We start from the raw sequence: 18,179 nt of genomic DNA, 5'->3' as shown, positions 1-18,179 counted from the left end.
CCGGGACCGTGAGCGAAATCCGCCATCGCGTTTTCGTCTACGGCACCCTTCGTAGCGGGGGATCGAACCACCACCGGATGGCCGGGGCGGTGCTTGTCGCGCCCGCCTCGGTGAGAGGACGGCTTTATCGGATCGATTGGTATCCGGGAGTGGTGCTGGATGCGGAGTCCGATGCCGTGGTCGGTGAGGTGTATGACGTGGACGGCTCGATGCTTGCGGCTCTCGATGAGTATGAGGGAAGCGAGTACCGGCGGGTGGAGGCCACCGCTGCATTGGAAGACGGCAACCACGTGGCAGCCTTGATATGGGAGTGGCGGTTGGAAGTGGACGAGGCGCGCCGGATCGAGAGTGGGGATTGGTTGGAAGCGATGCCGTCCCAGCGTAGCCGGAGTCGTAAGACTTCGGGCGGGGAAGATCCGCGCCCTCCCATCAGCGGATTCGCAGGATGAGACGCCTCCACCCAGCCCGAAGTCTCACGACTCCGGCTACCAAGCTGCCTGCGGACGCATGCGGCGATGCGGCGCATGATTGGTGCTTTCCCGGGAGGGGAAGCATGGCCACGTTCGGGGCGTGTTGAAATCCTCCGGACCGAAACTCGGGTTGGTGCTGTTCGGCGTGCTCGCGCTGTTCTTCGTGGCGTACCTGCTGTGGAGCTTGATCTTTCCGCCCATCAAGCCGGAGGTGATCGAGCCGGTGATCCGTCCCCAGATGCGATTGGCACCGAAGACCAATGCCGCGAAAGCGGATGCGGAGAAGGAAGAGGCCGATACCAAAGAGGCTCCGCCGGCACCATCCTCGCTGGGTCCGGCAATCCGCCCCGCGCGGCCCAAGCCGCCGCCCATGCCACCGGTGCAGGACGCCCCGGCGCGGTGAGGGGGGGCAAGCCGGGCTCCACATGGCCAAACACGGGTGCGGAATGGCCGGGTCGGCATTGGCCCGCCTTGGATTGGCAGCCCGGGCTTGATCGTGGGGCGCGGCTCGCCTTTGCTCGGCCCCGCCGATGGCCTCCGCGTTTTCCTTCGACTCCCTCAACCATGCCCAGCGTGAAGCCGTGGGTGCTCTGGACGGCCCGGTCCTGATCCTTGCAGGTGCGGGCACCGGCAAGACCCGTACCGTGACCTGCCGCATCGCCCACATGCTGGAGAAGGGCGTACGTCCGGAGCACGTGCTGGCCGTGACCTTCACCAACAAGGCCGCCGCGGAAATGCGCGAGCGCATCGCGGGCATGGTGTCGAAGAAGGCGGCGGACGCGATGACCGTGAGCACCTTCCATTCGCTGTGCGTGAAGCTGCTGCGCGGCGGCATCGAGAAACTCGGCTACAAGCGGAACTTCGCCATCTTCAGCGGCAGCGACCAGACGGGCCTGCTCAAGCAGCTCATCGTCCGCAAGGCGGGAGCCGAGGAAAAGATCAAGCCGGAGGCCGTGCTGTCCGAAATCTCGAAGCTCAAGAACAAGGGCATCGACCCGGGCGAGCATGAGAACGATTTCTTCGCGTCGCTGGGCCGCGCGTATCAGAACGAACTGCGCGCGCAGAACGCGGTGGATTTCGATGACCTGCTGGTGCTTGCGGAGCAGCTCCTGCGCGAGCATCACGACGTGCGGGATGCCTTCCGCCAGCAGTTCAAGCGCGTGACCGTGGACGAGTTCCAGGACACCAACGCCTTGCAGATGCAACTGCTGCAACAGCTCGTCGGTCCGCCCTACCACGTCTGCGTGGTGGGCGATGACGACCAATCGATCTACGGCTGGCGTGGAGCGGAGGTGGCGAACATTCTCCAGTTCGAGAAGTTCTTCCCGAACCCGCGGGTCATCCGTCTGGAGGAAAACTACCGCTCCACCCACGCGGTGCTTCACACGGCGAACAGCCTCATCCGGCACAACGTCGGCCGCCGCGAGAAGATCCTGCGTTCCACCCGTGCGGGCGGCGAGCCGGTCCGGCTGGTGGCCATGCCGGGCGATGCGGAGGAGGCGGAATTCATCGCCGAGGAGATCCTGGCGGACAAGGGCACCTGCAAGCGCGCGTGGGAGGACTACGCCATTCTCTTCCGCACCAATGGTCAGAGCAGGAAGCTGGAAGAGGCGCTGCGTGAACGGAAAATCCCGTACCGCATGGTGGGCGCGCAGAGTTTCTACGACCGCAAGGAGGTCCGCGACGTGCTGGCCTACTGTCAGGTGCTGGCCTCTCCGGATGCGGACGTGTCGCTGCTGCGCATCCTCAATACGCCGAACCGCGGCATCGGCCAGACCACCGCGGTGATGGCCACGGACTGGAGCCGGGCGAACCACCAGAGCGTCTGGCAGGCGCTGTGCGATCCGCAGTTCACTGATGGCCTCGGGCCGAAGGCGCGCGCCGCCATCGAGGACTTTGTGGCCCGCATCGCGGGGACCAAAGCCCGCATCGAGATCGCGCGGGAGAATCCGGGCGATGCGCTCAAGGCGATGCTCGATGACATGGACTACGTCCCGTGGGTCGGCCGCGGTTGCAAGACCGACAACGAGCGCCAGCAACGCGGCGAAGGCATCGCGGACGTGATCGACCAGCTCCGCAAGCACGGCGTGAAGGGCAAGGACCTGCAATCGTTCCTCGATGCGAGTGCGCTGGCGTCCGACCGCGATGATGACGACTTGGAAAAGAAGCAGGGCGCGACGCTGATCACGCTGCACGCTTCAAAAGGCCTGGAATTCCCCATCGTCTATCTCGTCGGCCTGGAGGAGGGGATTCTCCCTCACAAGCGCAGCATCGTGGAGGGAACCCGCGACGAGGAGCGGCGTCTGCTCTACGTGGGCATCACCCGCGCCCGCGAGCTGCTGACCATGACTTACTGCGCGTATCGTACCAAATACGGGGAGCGCACGCACTGCCAGTCCAGCAGCTTCATCGCGGAGATCGATGACACCCACATGCTGCACACCACCTATGATGACATCCTCGGCGCGGAAGCAAGCGAGGAGGAGCTGGGGAATTTCTTCGGCGGATTGAAGGGGCTACTGGGGGACTGAAAGGGGGGATGCTTTGCGTAGCTGAAGTTGTGAGACTTGCCTCCGGCCATGCCAGTGAGCGGCTTCGCCGAAATCGGATCCAGTCGCTTCCGCTCCTGCCGCATTCAGGTTGGGATGAGCCGCGAAGTTCCCTGAGCAGTCTGGTCTGAGGCAAGTTGCACGATTCCGGCCACATCCGATTGCTATCTAGCGGTTGGATATCGTAAAGATCCCGGAGTTGATGCCGCATTATTGTAAAGTCATTGTAAATAATTGGGTGCAATATCGGATGTTGGTGTGTTACGTGATCGCGTAAATCACGTATTTTCAGTCATTTTCATGATTGAACGGTCATTTGGATGACGATTTAAGTCCCGCCCCCGCACGCCGGGTATCTGTTAGATCATCTGTTCATGCACTCCTTTTGGGAGGGCGATGGGCCGGATGGTTTCCCGGAAACCCAGGCGTGGAGGGAAACTGCTGTCTCATCCCTTTGTCCTATGAAACCGAAACGCCCGCTCATCGGGGGCCTCGTGAAAGGCGCGTCCTTGCGCTTTGTTGTCACGCTGGCTCCCCTGCTTGCCGCCTCTCCGGCGCTCGCGCAAAACCTGCTGCCCGTCGATAGCGACACGACGCTCCATTCGTCCGCCAGTTACGATGGCTATGACCCGCTGGATCCTTTGCTTTATATTCCGACCGCTCCCCATTTCGAGAGCAACGGCCAACGCGACGCGGTCCTCGTGACCCATGGCGCGACGCTCACGCTGGGGGCGGGGGCCGCGCTTTCCGTGAGGAACGATGACAATCTGACGGCTTTCATGCGCGTGGGCGCATATGGTTCCAACGGCACACTGCTGATCGGCAGCGATTCCAGCCTGACCATCGGCCAGGCCAGCCGCTACGCGAATCTCCAGATCGGCCAAGGCACCGGCACCACCGGTACGGTCACGCAGACCGGCGGCACGGCGACGGTGCTAGGCTCGATGAACGTGGGTGTCAACGGCGGCACCGGCTCCTATACGATCAGCGGCGGCTCGCTGACGATCGATAACGCGGACGATGCAGGCCACACCAGCCTGGTCAGCATCGGCTTCAACAACAGTGCCGGCGGCATCTCCAATGGCACTTTCAATCTGAATGGCGGCCTGGTCGAACTGAAGGCGCATCTGGTGGAGACCTCCCCGGGCGTGTTTGAAAACGGCAGCACCGGTCTGATCATCGGGAACCGTACCGATGTGGCGCTCGCGTCCTATGGCGGCGGTGCGTCCGGCAGCGGCAACGGTGTCTTCAACCAGACCGCGGGCACGCTGCGGGTGGGTGCGGGGACCGGCTTCTACCTCTCCGGCTTCGGCAACGGTGCCTACAATTTCACCGGCGGCACGCTGGAGATCGGCGGTACTTCGCTGCAGGCCAGATATGGCGGCGGCGCGGCTACCGGCACCTACGACTTCAATTTCGCGGGCGGCACCATCAAGGTGACCGGCAGTGATCTCGATACCTCCGTCGATGCCGATCTAGGGGTGAACGCGGTATCCACCATCGATACCAACGGCCTCAACGCGACATGGCGTGGCAATCTCACCGGCACCGGACTGCACCAGATCGGGCAGGGTGGCAGTGCGCTGGTGAAGGCGGGCGATGGCGCGCTGACTTTCACGGGAGCGAGCCGCGTGCTCGACACCTTCGCCGTGACGGGTGGCACGGCCCGCCAGACGGCAGGAGACACCAGTGCCGTAGAGTTCATGGCGGGTACCGGCGCGGGCAATACCGGTGCCTACGTGATGGACGGCGGTACGCTCACCATCAATGCGTCCACGAATTCCGGCGGCGGTGCTGTGGCGGGTTCGTTCCGTGTCGGTGATTACGGCGGCACCGGTACCTTCACGCAGAACGCGGGCACGGTCGCGCTCACGGCAAACAGCGCGTTGAACATCGGCAACCAGGGCGGCACCGGCACCTACAATCTCAATGGGGGTACGCTCACTTTGGGCGGTGGCAACAATGTCATCGGTCGCTCGACAGTGGGGAATCCGGCCAGCACCGGCGTGATGAATGTCAGCGGCGGACGATTGGAGATCACCACCAACAGCGCGCTGATCATCGGCAACAACATCTCCGGCGGACCTGCGGGCAGCGGAGCGCTGGTGCAGACCGGCGGCACCGTGCATGTCGATGCGGGTTCCTCGCTCTATGTGTCCGGCTTCGGCCCCGGCAGCTACAGCCTGAATGGCGGCACGCTGGAAGTGGGCGGAAACGGTCTCAAGGCCCGCTACAACAACACCACGTCCAGCTACGCCTTCAATCTCGGCGGCGGCACCATCAAGGTGACCGGCAGCGACCTGACCAGCGCGGTGGATGCGAATCTCACGGCTGGCACCAGCTCGAAGATCGATACAAGCGGTCTCAACGCCACCTGGAGCGGGAGTCTCACAGGTTCCGGTCTGCATCAGGTGGATTTCGGCGGTAGTTCGCTGGAAAAGACCGGCGCGGGCACGCTGGCGTTCACGGGTGCGGCCCGGACGTTCGATACCTTTTCCGTGACCGGAGGCACCGCGCGCCAGGCCGCGGGGGCTACCACCGCCGTCGAGTTCATGGCGGGCACCGGTGCGGGTAATACAGGAGCCTATGTGATGGATGGCGGTTCGCTGACCATCAATCCCTCCACCCGTGCGGACAACACCACGGCGGTGGCGGGCTCTTTCCGCGTGGGCGACTTTGGCGCGACCGGCACCTTCACCCAGAATGGCGGCACCGTCAGCGTGGTGGAAAACGGCGCGTTGAACATCGGCAACCAGGGCGGCACCGGCACCTATCAGCTCAACAATGGCACGCTCAACCTCTCCGGCGGCATCAACGTCCTCGGACGTTCCACGGTTGGAAAACCCGCCAGTACCGGCACGCTCAATATCGCGGGCGGGGTGTTGAATCTGACCGACAACAGCTCCCTGATCGTGGGCAACAACGATCCCGCCGCAGCCGCGGGAACAGGCACGGTGTACCAGAGCGGCGGCACGTTCCATGTGGACGCCGGTTCGAAGCTGTTCGTGGCGGGATTCGGCGCGGGAACCTACCATCTCGATGGCGGCACGTTGGAAATCGGCGGAAACAGCCTGCGCGCCCGCTACAACAACACCACGTCCGGTTCGTCCTTCAACCTGGGCGGTGGCACGGTGAAAGTGACCGGCAGCGATCTCAACACCGATGTGGTGGGGAACCTGAAGGCGTCCACGAACTCGACGGTGAACACCAACGGCCTGAACGCCACCTTCGCAGGCTTCACCGGCACCGGCACGCTGACCAAGACCGGAGCGGGCACGCTGACCAGCGATGGTGCGGCGAGCGTCGGCGGACTGAACATCCAGCAAGGAACGTTCCGTGCGAACCAGACGCTCACGATCGGCAGTGGCGGCCTCACCATCGCCAACGGCGCGCACCTGGTGGCGAACACCACCATCGAAAGCCTGCCCGGTGCGGTCATGCACGTCAGCGGTGTGCTCAATGGTTCCGGCACGCTCAATGTGGCGACCATCATCCAGAGCGGCGGCACCTACGGGCCGGGCAACAGTCCGGGGGAGATGACCATCGGCGCGGACTTCACGATCGAGGCCGGTGCGACCTTTGCCTGGGAACTGGCGGACAATTCCACCAGCGGACCGGGCACCACATTTGACATGACCACCGTGACGGCGGGCAACTTCTCATTGGAAGACGGCTCGATCTTCAACATCGCGCTCAGCGGTACCGCGAACTACGCCGATTCCTTCTGGAACACCGACCAGAGCTGGGTGGTGGTGGACAACACCGGCACCGGCACGCTGGATCTGGGAGACGTGATCCTGCAGGCGGATTCCGCATCGGCGGGGCGCGGTCACTTCGACCTCGTGAACACGGGCTCCACGCTGACGTTGAATTGGACCGCGGTGCCTGAGCCGACATCCGCGCTTTTGTTGCTCTCGGCGGTGCCGTTGCTGGTACGCCGCCGGCGTGGCTGATGGGATCCAGGGTGTGGATCACCAGCCGGGCGGGGAGGGGGTTGGAGGCTCCCTCCCCGCTTTATGTACGGGTAGGAACTCCAGAGCGATGGAATGACGACCTCGGAGAGGTCGCGGAGATTAGCCGGAGAGTCGCGTAGCGACCTCCGGTTTTGCGGTCCATATGGCTTTTCGACCACGAAGTGGGTCGCACCTGAGCGGATAGGCCGATCATGCGACTTTGCTGTATTCGATGGGTTGGGATTTCTCCGCCCCACGCGCCCCGCTGGCGCATGGGCGCGGATTCTTAACAAGATCTCATCCGGAGGTATCGTCGCCGAGGCTCCTCAACCTCCGGCTATGGTCTGCGACCTCTCCGAGGTCGTGATGTGGTTTCGGTGCTCCTTGGTATCGACTTGCGTCCGTTCCGTTAGACGCGCAGGATGGGAGACATCGGAAAACCATGAGCGAACTCGCGGACCATACCCTGCGCCTGACCTTGGATCGGATCAAGGAACTGGGTGCCATCAGCGAGGAGAAAGGGCGGCTCACCCGCACGCTGCTTTCCTCCGCGAACAAGGCGGCCGCCGGGCGGCTGTTGGAGTGGATGCGGGAGCTGAACATGCAGGTGTCCCACAATGCGATGGGCACGGTGCGCGGGGTGCTGCCCGGCACACAACCGCGCGCACTGCCGCTGTTGATCGGATCGCACTTTGATACGGCGGTGGGTGCAGGCAAGTACGATGGCGTGCTGGGGATTCTTGTCGGGTTGGCCGCTTTGGAACGGTTGGCGGCGGAAGGCATCGCGCTGCCGGTGCCGGTGCATTTGCTTGGATTTGCCGATCAGGAGGGCGTGCGTTTTCATACGAGCTATCTCGGCAGCCGCTGGGTGTGCGGGGACTTCGACGAAGCGACGTACGCGCTGCGGGACGATACCGGCATCACGCTCTCCACCTACCTCGCGCTGGCGGGATGGACGGAGGATTCCTCGGACATCGAGTATCCGCCGGGAGGCGCGAGAGGTTACCTGGAGGTGCATATCGAACAGGGGCGCATCCTGGAGCAAGCCGGGCAACCTGCCGGAGTGGTCACCGCGATCTGCGGCCAGAGCCGGGTGGTGGTGTCCGTGCTGGGCAAGGCCGAGCACGCGGCGACCACGCCGATGGACCTGCGGCACGACGCTCTGACAGGAGCCGCCGAATGCCTGCTGGCGATCGAGAAAACGGGCCGCGATCATCCGCCACTGCTGGCCAGCGTGGGGAAGATCCAGGTGGAGCCGGGGACGAGCGGTTCGATTCCCGGCGTGGCGCGGTTCACGCTGGACCTGAGGCATCCGGAGGACGCGGTGAGGGCGGAGTTTCTGGAGAAGCTGCGGGCGCGTTGTTCCGCGATCGTGACACAGCGCGGGCTGAAACTCGAATGGCGGGTGGTGCTCGATCACGATGGCGTGAGTTGTGATGTGGAGCTGGGCAGACGTTTGACGGGGGCTTTGACCGCCGCCATCGGCTCGGCACCGCATCTGGCCAGCGGAGCGGGACACGATGGCGTGGTGATGTCCCGCGTGGCTCCGGTCTCCATGCTTTTCGTCCGTTGTCGCGATGGTCTCAGCCATCATCCCGACGAGTTCGTGAAGGATCAGGACGTCGCGGCGGCGATCGAGGTAGTGTTCCGGTTCCTCAAGTCGTTCCTCGTGGGAGGATGAGAGAACCACGGAAGACACGGAATTTCACGAAAGGGATGAACCGCGTGGCAGGTGAGCGAAGCCGCTTCCGCTCATTTGCCGCCGAATACCCTCTTTTTCGTGAAGCTTCGTGCCTTCTGTGGTTACGATGATTCTAGTATTTCGCCTGTCCCGCCAGCGTCACGCGCACGTCCCCGATGAACACGCCGGCGCGGATTTCGAGCGGGATGCGGTCGGCGTCGTCACTGAGCCAGAGTGAGGCTTCCTTGAGCTTCTTGTAAGGAAGGAGTTCGAGGCTTGTGGCGTCGATCTTGTGCATCCTCACGGTCAGGCGGATGGCGGCGCGGCCGTCGTGGTCCTCGCGGTTGTCCACATGGGCACGAACAAGATAGGGATTGTCCCCGGGCTGGATCACGAAGGCGAGGTTGTCGCCGTTGTCCAGCTTGCGCCCGCGCACGAACAGCATGGAGGAGAAGATGTCGTGGACGGGGGTGAAGGAGAAGGCCCCCTTGTTGTCGTATTGGAAGCCGGTGGCGACGATCCGGGTGGTACGCTGCCAGGAGACGCCCTTCGTGGAGTAGTCGAGATGGTAGGTGACGCGGCGTTTCTCCACGTCCTCGACGGTGTGGAAGACCCTCGGGCGGAGCGAACCGGGTTCCATTTCCGACCAATACCAGCTTTTGAAATCGTAGAGGGCGGAGGCGGGGCCCATGCTCCTGCCGGTGGAGGTGGCGACGTAGGAGCCGCCCTTGGCGTTGGCCGGGTTGCCGAATTCCATGTGGATGGCCCCGGCGTCGATGAGGCCCTTCCAGCTCACACGGTAGTCCAGCTTGCACGCGGAGAGGCGCGGATGGGCGGCGGTGGTGAGAGGGGTCAGCTCCGCCTGCCAGGCGGGTGCGGCGATGGAGGAAGCAAACGTCAGGCCCCAGGCGGCCGCGGCGGGCAGGAAACGCATGGCCGCTACCATGCGCGGGATTTGCGAAGGCGCAATTCGGGAATTGCAGCGCAGATGCGGATGCCAGGGAGGCAACGTCCGGCAGCCGGACGACAAAGGCCGGTCCTCCGGATGGGGGCCGGCCTTTTGAATGAAAGTGAAGGAAAGGGCTTTGCGGGATTCGCAGGTGGCGAAACCGGCCCTACCTCACTTGATCTCCATGCCACTCTTCGGGGAGATCCATTTCACGACCACGCCGTCCTTGAGGAGGGCTTTGGCCTGGATGGGGCGGACGCCGAAGATGGTCTCACCGCTGTATTCGAGAATGCCGGTCTGGTAGCTTTCGCCGCCGATGCTTTCGGCAGGGCCGGCTTTCCAAGAGATCGGCTTGCCGGCGGAGAGTTCCTTGAATTCGCCGGTTTCAAAGCTGCGTTTCATGGCCTTGACGATCTGTTCGTCATTGAGCTTGAGACTGGAGTCGACCGGCTCGGGTTCCTTTTTCGGTTCCTCCTTGGCGGGCTCCTGCTTGGGTTCCTCCATCTTTGGCTCGACCGGGGTGGCGGGCTGCGCGGGAGCAGGTTCGGCCGGAGGCGGGGTGACGGGATCGGCTTTCGGTTCCGGGGCGGGTTCCGCGGGAGGGTGCACGGATCGACCTTCGGCTCGGTGACGGCGACCGGTGGGGTGGTCGGTTCGGGGGCCGGGTCCACCTTCGGTTCCGGAGCGGGAGCCGGGGTCGTTTCGGAGGCCGGATCGGTGGCGGGCGTTTCGGTTTTCACCACGCGCTTCTTGGGCACCGGCTTTTCGCCGGTCAGGCTGGGGCGCAGGGTGGGTTCTGCGAAATACCCCGCGGCACCCGCAAGGGCGACGCCAAGAATCGTGGTCGGCCAGTTCATCGTTCCGGGAATACGTAGCGGAGCCCGGATTCTTGGGAAGAATTTTCAGGCGGATCGCGCACCGGGTTCCACCGTTCACGAACGCCCCGGAGCGGGGTTGTTGCAACTTGGAACTTGGAAGTTCCCGGCCGGGCCATTCTCCTCCCGGCATGCCCCGTCTTTTCCTGCTCGATGGCATGGCGCTCGTCTACCGGGCCCATTTCGCCTTCATCCAGAATCCCATCCGCAACTCGAAGGGGGTCAACACGTCCGCGCTCTATGGGTTCATCAACACCCTGCTGACGATTCTGGAAAAGGAAAAGCCGACCCACCTCGGCGTGGCCTTCGATACTTCCGCGCCCACCGCCCGCCACATCCGCTTTCCCGCCTACAAGGCGCAGCGCGATGAGATGCCGGAGGAACTGGCTGCTGCGATCCCGCAGGTGAAGCGCCTGTGCGCGGCCTTTCACATCCCGGTGCTGGAGCTCGATGGCTATGAGGCGGACGACATCATCGGCACGTTGGCCTTGCGCGCGGAGCCGGAGGGCTACGAGACCTACATGGTCACTCCGGACAAGGATTTCGCCCAGCTTCTCAGCCCTACCACCTTCATGTGGAAGCCAGGCAAGAAGGGCTCCGAGCGCGAGGTCATCGACCTGGCGAAGCTGCCGGAAATATGGGGCGTGAACCAGCCCGCGCAGATCATCGACCTGCTCGGGCTGATGGGCGACACGGTGGACAACATCCCCGGCGTGCCTGGCATCGGCCCGAAGACCGCTCAGAAGCTCATCGCCGATTTCCACACGGTGGAGGATCTGCTGAAGAATACCGCGAAGCTGAAGGGCAAGCAGAAGGAGAACCTGGAGGCGTATGCGGACCAGGCGCTGCTTTCCAAGGAGCTCGCGACCATCGACCGCACGGTGCCGATCGAGGTGACGTGGGAGTCGCTGGAGCTTTCCTCGCGTGACGATGAGGCGGTGAAGGCCTTGTTCACGGAGTTCGAGTTCCGGACGCTGACGAAGCGTTTGTTCGGTGAAGGCGGAGCGAAGACCGAGACTGTGGCGGTGGAGGTCACGGAAGCGGTGGCCGAGCCGACCTTGTTCGAAACGTTCAAGACGATCCGCGAGGTCGATCACACGTATCATCTCGCCGATACGCCGGAGAAGCAGGCGGAGTTGTTCGCCGCGCTGAAGGGGCTGGACTCGTTCTGTTTCGATATCGAGACGACGGCTCTTGATCGTTTCGAGGCGAAGTTGCTCGGCGTGGCGTTCTCATGGAAAGCGCACGAGGGCTGGTACCTGCCGTATGCCGATTCCCTGCATGCGCCGCTGAAGGAAGTGCTGACCTCCTCCGCGGAGAAGATCGGGCACAACCTGAAGTACGATCTCTCCGTGCTGCTGCATCACGGCATCCGCGTGGAAGGTCCGTTCTTCGATACGATGCTGGTGGATTCGCTGGTGGCTCCGGAACGCCGCCATGGCATGGATTACCTTTCGGAAACGCTGCTCGGTTACACGCCGGTGAAGTTGAAGGATATCGCCACCGCGCTGCCCGCGGCACCGGCGGATGACGGGGCGGGGGACTTGTTCGCTTTCGCGGCAGAGAAGAAGGTGTCCAAGGAGCTCGACATGACTGCGATCCCGCTCGCGGTGCTGGCGGAATACGCTGCCGAGGATGCCGATGTGACTTTCCAACTCGCGCAGCATCTGCGTCCGCTGCTCGCCGCGTCCGGCCAGGAAGCGGTGTATCGCGATATCGAGGGCAAGCTTCTGCCGGTGCTGGTGGCGATGGAGATGGAGGGCATCGCAGTGAATCCGAACGCTCTGGGCACGATCGGTGCGGAACTCCAGACCCGCATCGACGAGCTTGCCGTTTCGATCCGCAATCATGCGGGCGGCGATTTCAATCTCGGCTCGCCGAAGCAACTCGGCGAGGTGCTCTTCGACCGGCTCGGCTTGGTGGACAAGGCGAAGAAAACCAAGACCGGCCAATACAAGACCGATGAAGCGACGTTGCTGACCTTGGAAGGCAAGCACCCGATCATCGCGGACATCCTCGCGTGGCGCGAGGCGACCAAGCTGAAGTCCACCTACCTTGACGCGCTGCCGAAGTACATCGTCGCGGAAACCGGTCGCATCCACACCACCTTCCACCAGCTCGTGGCGGCGACGGGGCGCCTTGCCTCCACCGATCCGAACCTCCAGAACATCCCGATCCGTTCGGAAGCGGGCCGCAGCATCCGCAAGGCTTTTGTTCCGCGTGAAGGCTTCACCTTGTTGTCGTGCGACTACTCGCAGATCGAGCTGCGGGTGATGGCGGGCCTTTCCGGCGATACCTCGATGTCGGATGCGTTCCGCCGCAACCTGGACATCCACACCGCCACCGCTGCGAAGGTGTTTGGAGTTGAGGAAGGCCACGTCACCCGTGAGATGCGCAGCACCGCGAAGATGGTGAACTTCGGCATCATCTACGGTATCTCCGCCTTCGGCCTGAGCCAGCGGCTTTCGATTCCACGGGCCGAGGCCGCCTCGATTATCGATGCTTATTTCCGCGAGTATCCGGCGATCCGGGAGTTCATGGACCGCACGGTCACGGAAGCGCGCGAAACCTGCCAGGTGGAGACGCTCACCGGCCGCCGCCGTTCGCTGCCGGACCTCGCTTCCGGCAACCAGAGCATCCGCGGCAATGCCGAGCGCGCCGCGATCAACACGCCGATCCAGGGTACGTCCGCGGACATGATCAAGCTCGCGATGATCCGCATCGACGCCATGCTACGGGAAGGATCGTACAAAACGCGGATGCTGCTCCAGGTGCATGACGAACTGGTGTTCGACCTCGCTCTGGACGAGAAGGACGAACTGGTTCCGAAGATCCTTGACGCCATGCGCCACGCCCTGCCGCTGCCGGGTGACGTGCCGGTGGAGGTGGAAGCGGGCACCGGAGACAACTGGCTCGCGGCGCATTGATCGCCCTTGTCACGAATCCGTTTCCTCGTCCCTCTTCACGGCGCGGCTTCTGTTAGGCAGGTAGAATGGTGCCGGATCTTTCCATGGTCCGGACCATCCCTGAAGACATGAAGCGTTCATCCCATTTGAAGCGATCCCTCGGCCTGCTGGCCACTCTCGCGCTCGCGCCCTCCGGCGCGCAGGCGACGATCAGCACGGCCCTGCAGATGCAACTCGGCAATCCCTCCGGCGCCACGGCGGATTCCAGCAACCACAGCCACTACCTGCTCCAGCGCACGGTGGATGCCATCGACTACAGCGACACCTACGGCCAGTCGACGTGGGTGAGCTGGGACCTGACCGGGCCTGACATCGGCACCGCCGGCCGTTCCAGCTCCTTCTACCAGGACACCGCGCTGCCGACAACCTTCTACCGTCTGGTCACCGGCGACTACACGAACTCCGGCTACGACCGCGGCCACATGTGCCCGTCCTACGACCGCACGGACACCAGCGCGAACAACCTGCTGGTGTTCTACATGTCGAACATCATCCCTCAGACCCCGGACAACAACCAGGGCGTGTGGCAGAGCTTCGAGGCCTATTGCCAGAGCCAGGCGCAGTCCGGCAACGAGCTGCTGATCACCTCCGGTCCCAGCCTTTTCACCGGCTCCCGCATCCAGCCGAGCGGCAAGGCCTCCATCCCCGGCTATACGTGGAAGATCGCGGTGATCGTCCCGCCGGGCAGCGGCACCGCGCTGAGCCGCATCACCACGGCCACCCGCGTGATCGCACTGAAGATCCCGAACATCGCCGGCGTCCGCAATGATCCGTGGACGAACTATGTCACGTCCGTCAACCAGCTCCAGGCGGATACCGGCTACACCTTCTTCACCGCGCTGCCTGCCAGCGTGGCCTCCGTGCTGCGCGCGAAGGTGGATGGCGCGGTCACCACTTCCATCTCCAGCTTCACTCCGTCCAGTGGTCCGGTGGGCACCAGCGTCACCATCAGCGGTGCGGGCTTCACTTCCGCCTCGGCGGTTTCATTCAATGGCACCGCGGCCTCGTTCACGGTGAACTCGTCCTCGCAGATCACCACCACCGTGCCGTCCGGCGCGACCAGCGGCACGATCAGCGTGACCGCTCCCGGCGGTGTGGCGACCAGCGCCTCCAGCTTCACCGTGACCAGCGGTGGCGGTGGCAGCGGCGGCGTCCGCATCAGCCAGGTGTACGGTGGTGGTGGCAACAGCGGCGCGACCTACAAGAACGACTTCATCGAGCTCTACAACGGCGGCTCGACCGCGGTGAACCTCGCCACCTACGCGGTGCAGTACGCCAGCTCCACGGGCAGCTCATGGGCCGCCACCAACCTGAGCGGCACCCTCCAGCCGGGCCACTACTACCTGATCCAGGAAGCCGCAGGCACGGGGGGCACCACCAACCTGCCGACGCCGCAGGCCACCGGTTCCATCAGCATGTCCGCCTCCGCCGGGAAGGTCGCCCTGACCAACACCCAGACGCTCCTCACCACGAGCAATCCGGTGGGTTCGTCCGCAGTGGTGGACTTCGTGGGCTACGGCACCGCGAATGCCTATGAAGGTTCCGGTGCGGCTCCCACTCCGAGCGCCACCACATCCGACCTGCGCGCGGGTGCCGGTGCCACGGATACCAATGACAATGCCGCCGACTTCACAGCCGGCAGCGTGACTCCCCGCAACAACTGATTCATCCGGCGGCGTCCTCTCCGGATCCCTTGCCGGAGGGGGCGCTGCTTTGCCATGGGTTCATGAACCGCCGCCTTTCCGTCTTTCTCGTCCTGCTGCTGACTGTTGTTGGCTTGATCCTTGTGGGACGGGTCGTATGGCGCTCGCATGCCGGCTCTAACAAAAAGGCGGATGCTTCCACCGTCCCGGTCGGAGAGGTTGCTACGATCCGCCACAAGGCCACCGTTTCATCAGGCAGTCTGGTGGCGAAGGATCGCTCGGAAGAACTGCGCGGTATTCTGGATGGCACCGATCCATCGGCGCGCTCGGAGGAGTTCGGGCGGGTGTTGCGCGAATGGTTCCAGCGCGATCCGGAGGCCGCGCTGGCGTTTCTCCGCACCGTGCCACGCGGCGCGGAGTACACGAACGGCCTGCTGATCGTGATCGGCGGGATTGCGGAGAAGGAACCACAACGGGCACTGGATCTCGCCCGGGAAATGACGGCTTCTCCGGAGGAGTGGATTCTCTATCACACCTTGTTCGCGCGCTTCGTGAAGGATGATCCCGTGCAGGCTGCGGCGATGTTGGACCGCGTGCCGGACGGCGGGGCGAGGGCGAATGCGCTGCGCGCGCTGCTGTCCGGTTGGGCGGTGAATGATTCCAAGGCCGCGCTGGATTGGGCGATGGCGCTGCCGTTGGAGGAAGGTCGCGAGGTGGCGCTGGAAACGGTGCTGGCCGCACTTTCCACCCAGGACCCGGCCAAGGTGATCGGCCTCGCGGACACGTGGTTGTCCGGTGAAGCGCACGACCGCGTGCTGACGCAGGCGCTGCGCCGCTTGATCGAACTCGATCCACTGGCCGCCCGTGGCGTGGTGGAGAGCCTGCCTGCCGGCGTGGTCCGCGGCGAGGCGGCGCTGGGATTGATCCGCGCGCTGGCGGCCCGGGATGTGGATGCCGCGCTTGCGTGGGTCGGCACGATTTCCGATGAAGGCCTGCGCGCCTCGGCGATCCGGAATCTTCTGGATGTCTGGAGTCTCGAAAGTCCGGAGCAGGCGCGGGCGCATGTTTTCGCGATGCCGCCCGGTCCCGTGCAGAATGCGGCGGCGGCGCAACTGGCCACGGTGCTGGCGGCTTCCGATCCGGTGGCGGGTTACACCTGGGTCGATACGCTGGCCAGCGACAGCGCGCGGAATACCGCCTATCTGGCGATGGCTTCGGCCTGGGCCCGCACCGATCCGGAAGCGGCCACGCGCTGGGCGGCATCGTTTCCAGAGGATCAGGTGGTGCGCGTGGAGGCGATCCAGGGCGCGCTGTCCTTCTGGGCGTTGGCGGACCCGGCCGCGGCGAGTGCCTTCGTGCTCTCGCTGCCGGAGACCGAGCAGCCTGCGGCGATTCTCGGGGTCATTCCGCTGTGGGTGCAGAACGATGTCGGCGCGGCGCTGGCGTGGGCGGACGGTCTGGTCGATGCGGATTTCCGGAACATCGTGCTGGACAGCATCGTGAACCGCTGGGCCGACAATCGTCCGCAGGACGCCGCGGCGTGGGTGGCGGCACAACCGGAGAGTCCGGCCCGCATCGACGAGGCCCGGACGGTGGCCGGCTATTGGCTGCGCACCGATGAGAACGCGGCCATCTCCTGGGTGAACGATCTTCCCTCCGGTCCCACCCGTGATGGAGCGCTGGACCGCATCGCCGATTACTACATGGCGACCGATCCCGCGAACGCGCGGAGGTTCGCGGGGAGGATCCAGTCCGCCGCGCTGCGCGAGGCACGGCTGGGGCGGATCCAGACGGCGCATTGAGGCCCGGAGCGCGGCCTTCAGGGGCGGATGGTGTAGTCCGCCGCGCCCATGCCACTCTCGCGGAAGTAGATGGTGATCGGCACCTGCCTGCCGGAAACGTCATAGACCCAGCGTTCGGTCCACTGCCGGCTGCCCGGAGATCCCTGGGGCATGCTCACCACATAGGCGGTCATGGAGGTCCGGTGCGGGTCCACCCGGTAGCCTTTGACCGCCAATGCAGCGACCGCACCGATGGAGGCATCCGCCATCAGCTTCCTGTTGGTCAGTGAACCATGGCTGACCACTCCGGGAGGAAGCGGACCGCGGGGTGCTGTTGGAGCACAACTGGCGGTGAACAAGGCAAGAGTGGCAAGGAGGATGGAAGCGGGTGTTTTCATCGTGATGTTGCGAATCTGGATCGCAGGCCGATTCATAGGTGGAAAACCGGCCATGGGGAAATCGATAGCCTTTCCGCGAACATTGATGAAATCGAAAGTGGGTCGCGTGGTTCCGGAAGGTCGGCTCGAATCCATTGACGGAGTGGTCGGAATGCCGAAAATATCCTGAAGAAATTTGTCAGAAAACCGGGGTGCGGCCGGATGTAGGGGTGAATCGAAACCCCCATATCCTTCCCATCGCCCATGAAATCTGTTTTCGTTCTGATGCTTTTTTTGACGGTGGCTGGCAGCCAGGCAGCTACCCTGGTGCTGACCAATGGCAGCTTTGAAACCGGCCTCTCCGGCTGGACAACCACCGCGACCAATATCACGAATCCGGCGGATCCCCAGCCGTTCGCAACGACGACGACTGCCGTGCAGCACACGAATTTCGGGACGAGTTACGCGCGCCTTGAAGGCAGCAATTCGGTTCTGGCCCAAACACTGGCTTCGGATACGATCCAAGCGGGCATCTACACCTTGACCTGGTACTCGACGGACGCGTTCGACGACGGTGGAAACAACTCCGGAGGCCGTGCCATCACCGGCGGCCTGTATGTGGGTGGCACCGGTTCCACCACCCTGCTGGGAGGCACGGCTACGACGGTAGCGGGAGCGACGATCGCGAACCTCAATGATCTTGGCGGCACTGGCACCCAGTTCACCTACACCTACACGGTGCTGCCCGGAGATCCGAACATCGGCCAGCCGATGTCGGTTCGTTTCACCGGTGGCGCCATCGGATTCGGAGGATTCGGCCAGGTGGCGGTGGACAATGTCTCGGTGGATTTTGTTCCGGAGCCGTCCGCCGCGTTGCTTGGCGCGTTGGGATTGCTCGGGCTGCTGCGTCGCCGCCGGTGATGGCTTTTTTCCGT

12 protein-coding genes are annotated in these 18,179 nt (G+C 64.0%); 9 read left to right on the top strand and 3 right to left on the bottom strand.

Annotation, left to right across the window (positions count from 1 at the left end; genetic code table 11):
• Positions 1 to 8 precede the first annotated feature (8 nt).
• The 5 genes from KBB96_RS08600 (at position 9) to KBB96_RS08580 (ending at position 8,653) form a co-directional block, all read left to right on the top strand.
• Positions 9 to 449, top strand: a complete 441-nt coding sequence (locus tag KBB96_RS08600) for a gamma-glutamylcyclotransferase family protein (RefSeq protein ID WP_211634282.1) — start codon at positions 9 to 11, stop codon at positions 447 to 449.
• A 121-nt stretch (positions 450 to 570) separates the two neighbouring features.
• Entirely contained in the window at positions 571 to 873 is a 303-nt protein-coding gene (locus KBB96_RS08595; protein WP_211634281.1) for a hypothetical protein, read from the top strand.
• Between the two features lie 127 nt (positions 874 to 1,000).
• The gene (locus tag KBB96_RS08590; protein ID WP_211634280.1) at positions 1,001 to 3,001 is read left to right on the top strand and encodes an ATP-dependent helicase; all 2,001 of its coding nucleotides are present in this window, start codon (positions 1,001 to 1,003) and stop codon (positions 2,999 to 3,001) included.
• 479 nt (positions 3,002 to 3,480) lie between these two features.
• Positions 3,481 to 6,972 (top strand): beta strand repeat-containing protein, encoded by a 3,492-nt coding sequence (locus KBB96_RS08585; protein WP_211634279.1) that lies wholly within the window; start codon positions 3,481 to 3,483, stop codon positions 6,970 to 6,972.
• 442 nt (positions 6,973 to 7,414) lie between these two features.
• Positions 7,415 to 8,653 (top strand): M20 family metallo-hydrolase, encoded by a 1,239-nt coding sequence (locus tag KBB96_RS08580; RefSeq protein ID WP_211634278.1) that lies wholly within the window; start codon positions 7,415 to 7,417, stop codon positions 8,651 to 8,653.
• Between the two features lie 133 nt (positions 8,654 to 8,786).
• On the opposite strand, the gene KBB96_RS08575 is transcribed toward KBB96_RS08580, so the two are convergent.
• The gene (locus tag KBB96_RS08575; RefSeq protein WP_211634277.1) at positions 8,787 to 9,587 is read right to left on the bottom strand and encodes a DUF3108 domain-containing protein; all 801 of its coding nucleotides are present in this window, start codon (positions 9,585 to 9,587) and stop codon (positions 8,787 to 8,789) included.
• A gap of 186 nt (positions 9,588 to 9,773) precedes the next feature.
• Entirely contained in the window at positions 9,774 to 10,211 is a 438-nt protein-coding gene (locus KBB96_RS08570) for a hypothetical protein (RefSeq protein ID WP_211634276.1), read from the bottom strand.
• A 397-nt stretch (positions 10,212 to 10,608) separates the two neighbouring features.
• Here KBB96_RS08570 and polA point away from each other — a divergent pair, with 397 nt between their 5' ends.
• From polA to KBB96_RS08555, 3 genes are all read left to right on the top strand, one after another.
• Positions 10,609 to 13,404 (top strand): DNA polymerase I, encoded by a 2,796-nt coding sequence (polA, locus tag KBB96_RS08565; protein ID WP_211634275.1) that lies wholly within the window; start codon positions 10,609 to 10,611, stop codon positions 13,402 to 13,404.
• A gap of 107 nt (positions 13,405 to 13,511) precedes the next feature.
• Entirely contained in the window at positions 13,512 to 15,107 is a 1,596-nt protein-coding gene (locus KBB96_RS08560; protein WP_211634274.1) for a DNA/RNA non-specific endonuclease, read from the top strand.
• Positions 15,108 to 15,169: 62 nt separating this feature from the next.
• On the top strand, positions 15,170 to 16,888 hold the full coding sequence (locus KBB96_RS08555) for a hypothetical protein (RefSeq protein WP_211634273.1): 1,719 nt from the start codon (positions 15,170 to 15,172) through the stop codon (positions 16,886 to 16,888).
• A gap of 17 nt (positions 16,889 to 16,905) precedes the next feature.
• Here the strand turns inward: KBB96_RS08555 and KBB96_RS08550 are convergent, their stop codons facing one another.
• Entirely contained in the window at positions 16,906 to 17,265 is a 360-nt protein-coding gene (locus tag KBB96_RS08550) for a hypothetical protein (RefSeq protein WP_211634272.1), read from the bottom strand.
• A 243-nt stretch (positions 17,266 to 17,508) separates the two neighbouring features.
• Here KBB96_RS08550 and KBB96_RS08545 point away from each other — a divergent pair, with 243 nt between their 5' ends.
• On the top strand, positions 17,509 to 18,165 hold the full coding sequence (locus tag KBB96_RS08545) for a hypothetical protein (protein WP_211634271.1): 657 nt from the start codon (positions 17,509 to 17,511) through the stop codon (positions 18,163 to 18,165).
• Positions 18,166 to 18,179 lie beyond the last annotated feature (14 nt).

Origin of the sequence: Luteolibacter ambystomatis, assembly GCF_018137965.1 — a bacterium.
Taxonomy (GTDB): Bacteria; Verrucomicrobiota; Verrucomicrobiia; order Verrucomicrobiales; family Akkermansiaceae; genus Luteolibacter; species Luteolibacter ambystomatis.
The sequence above is the reverse complement of the archived record's forward strand: the minus strand, read 5'-3'. Positions and strand labels throughout refer to the sequence as shown.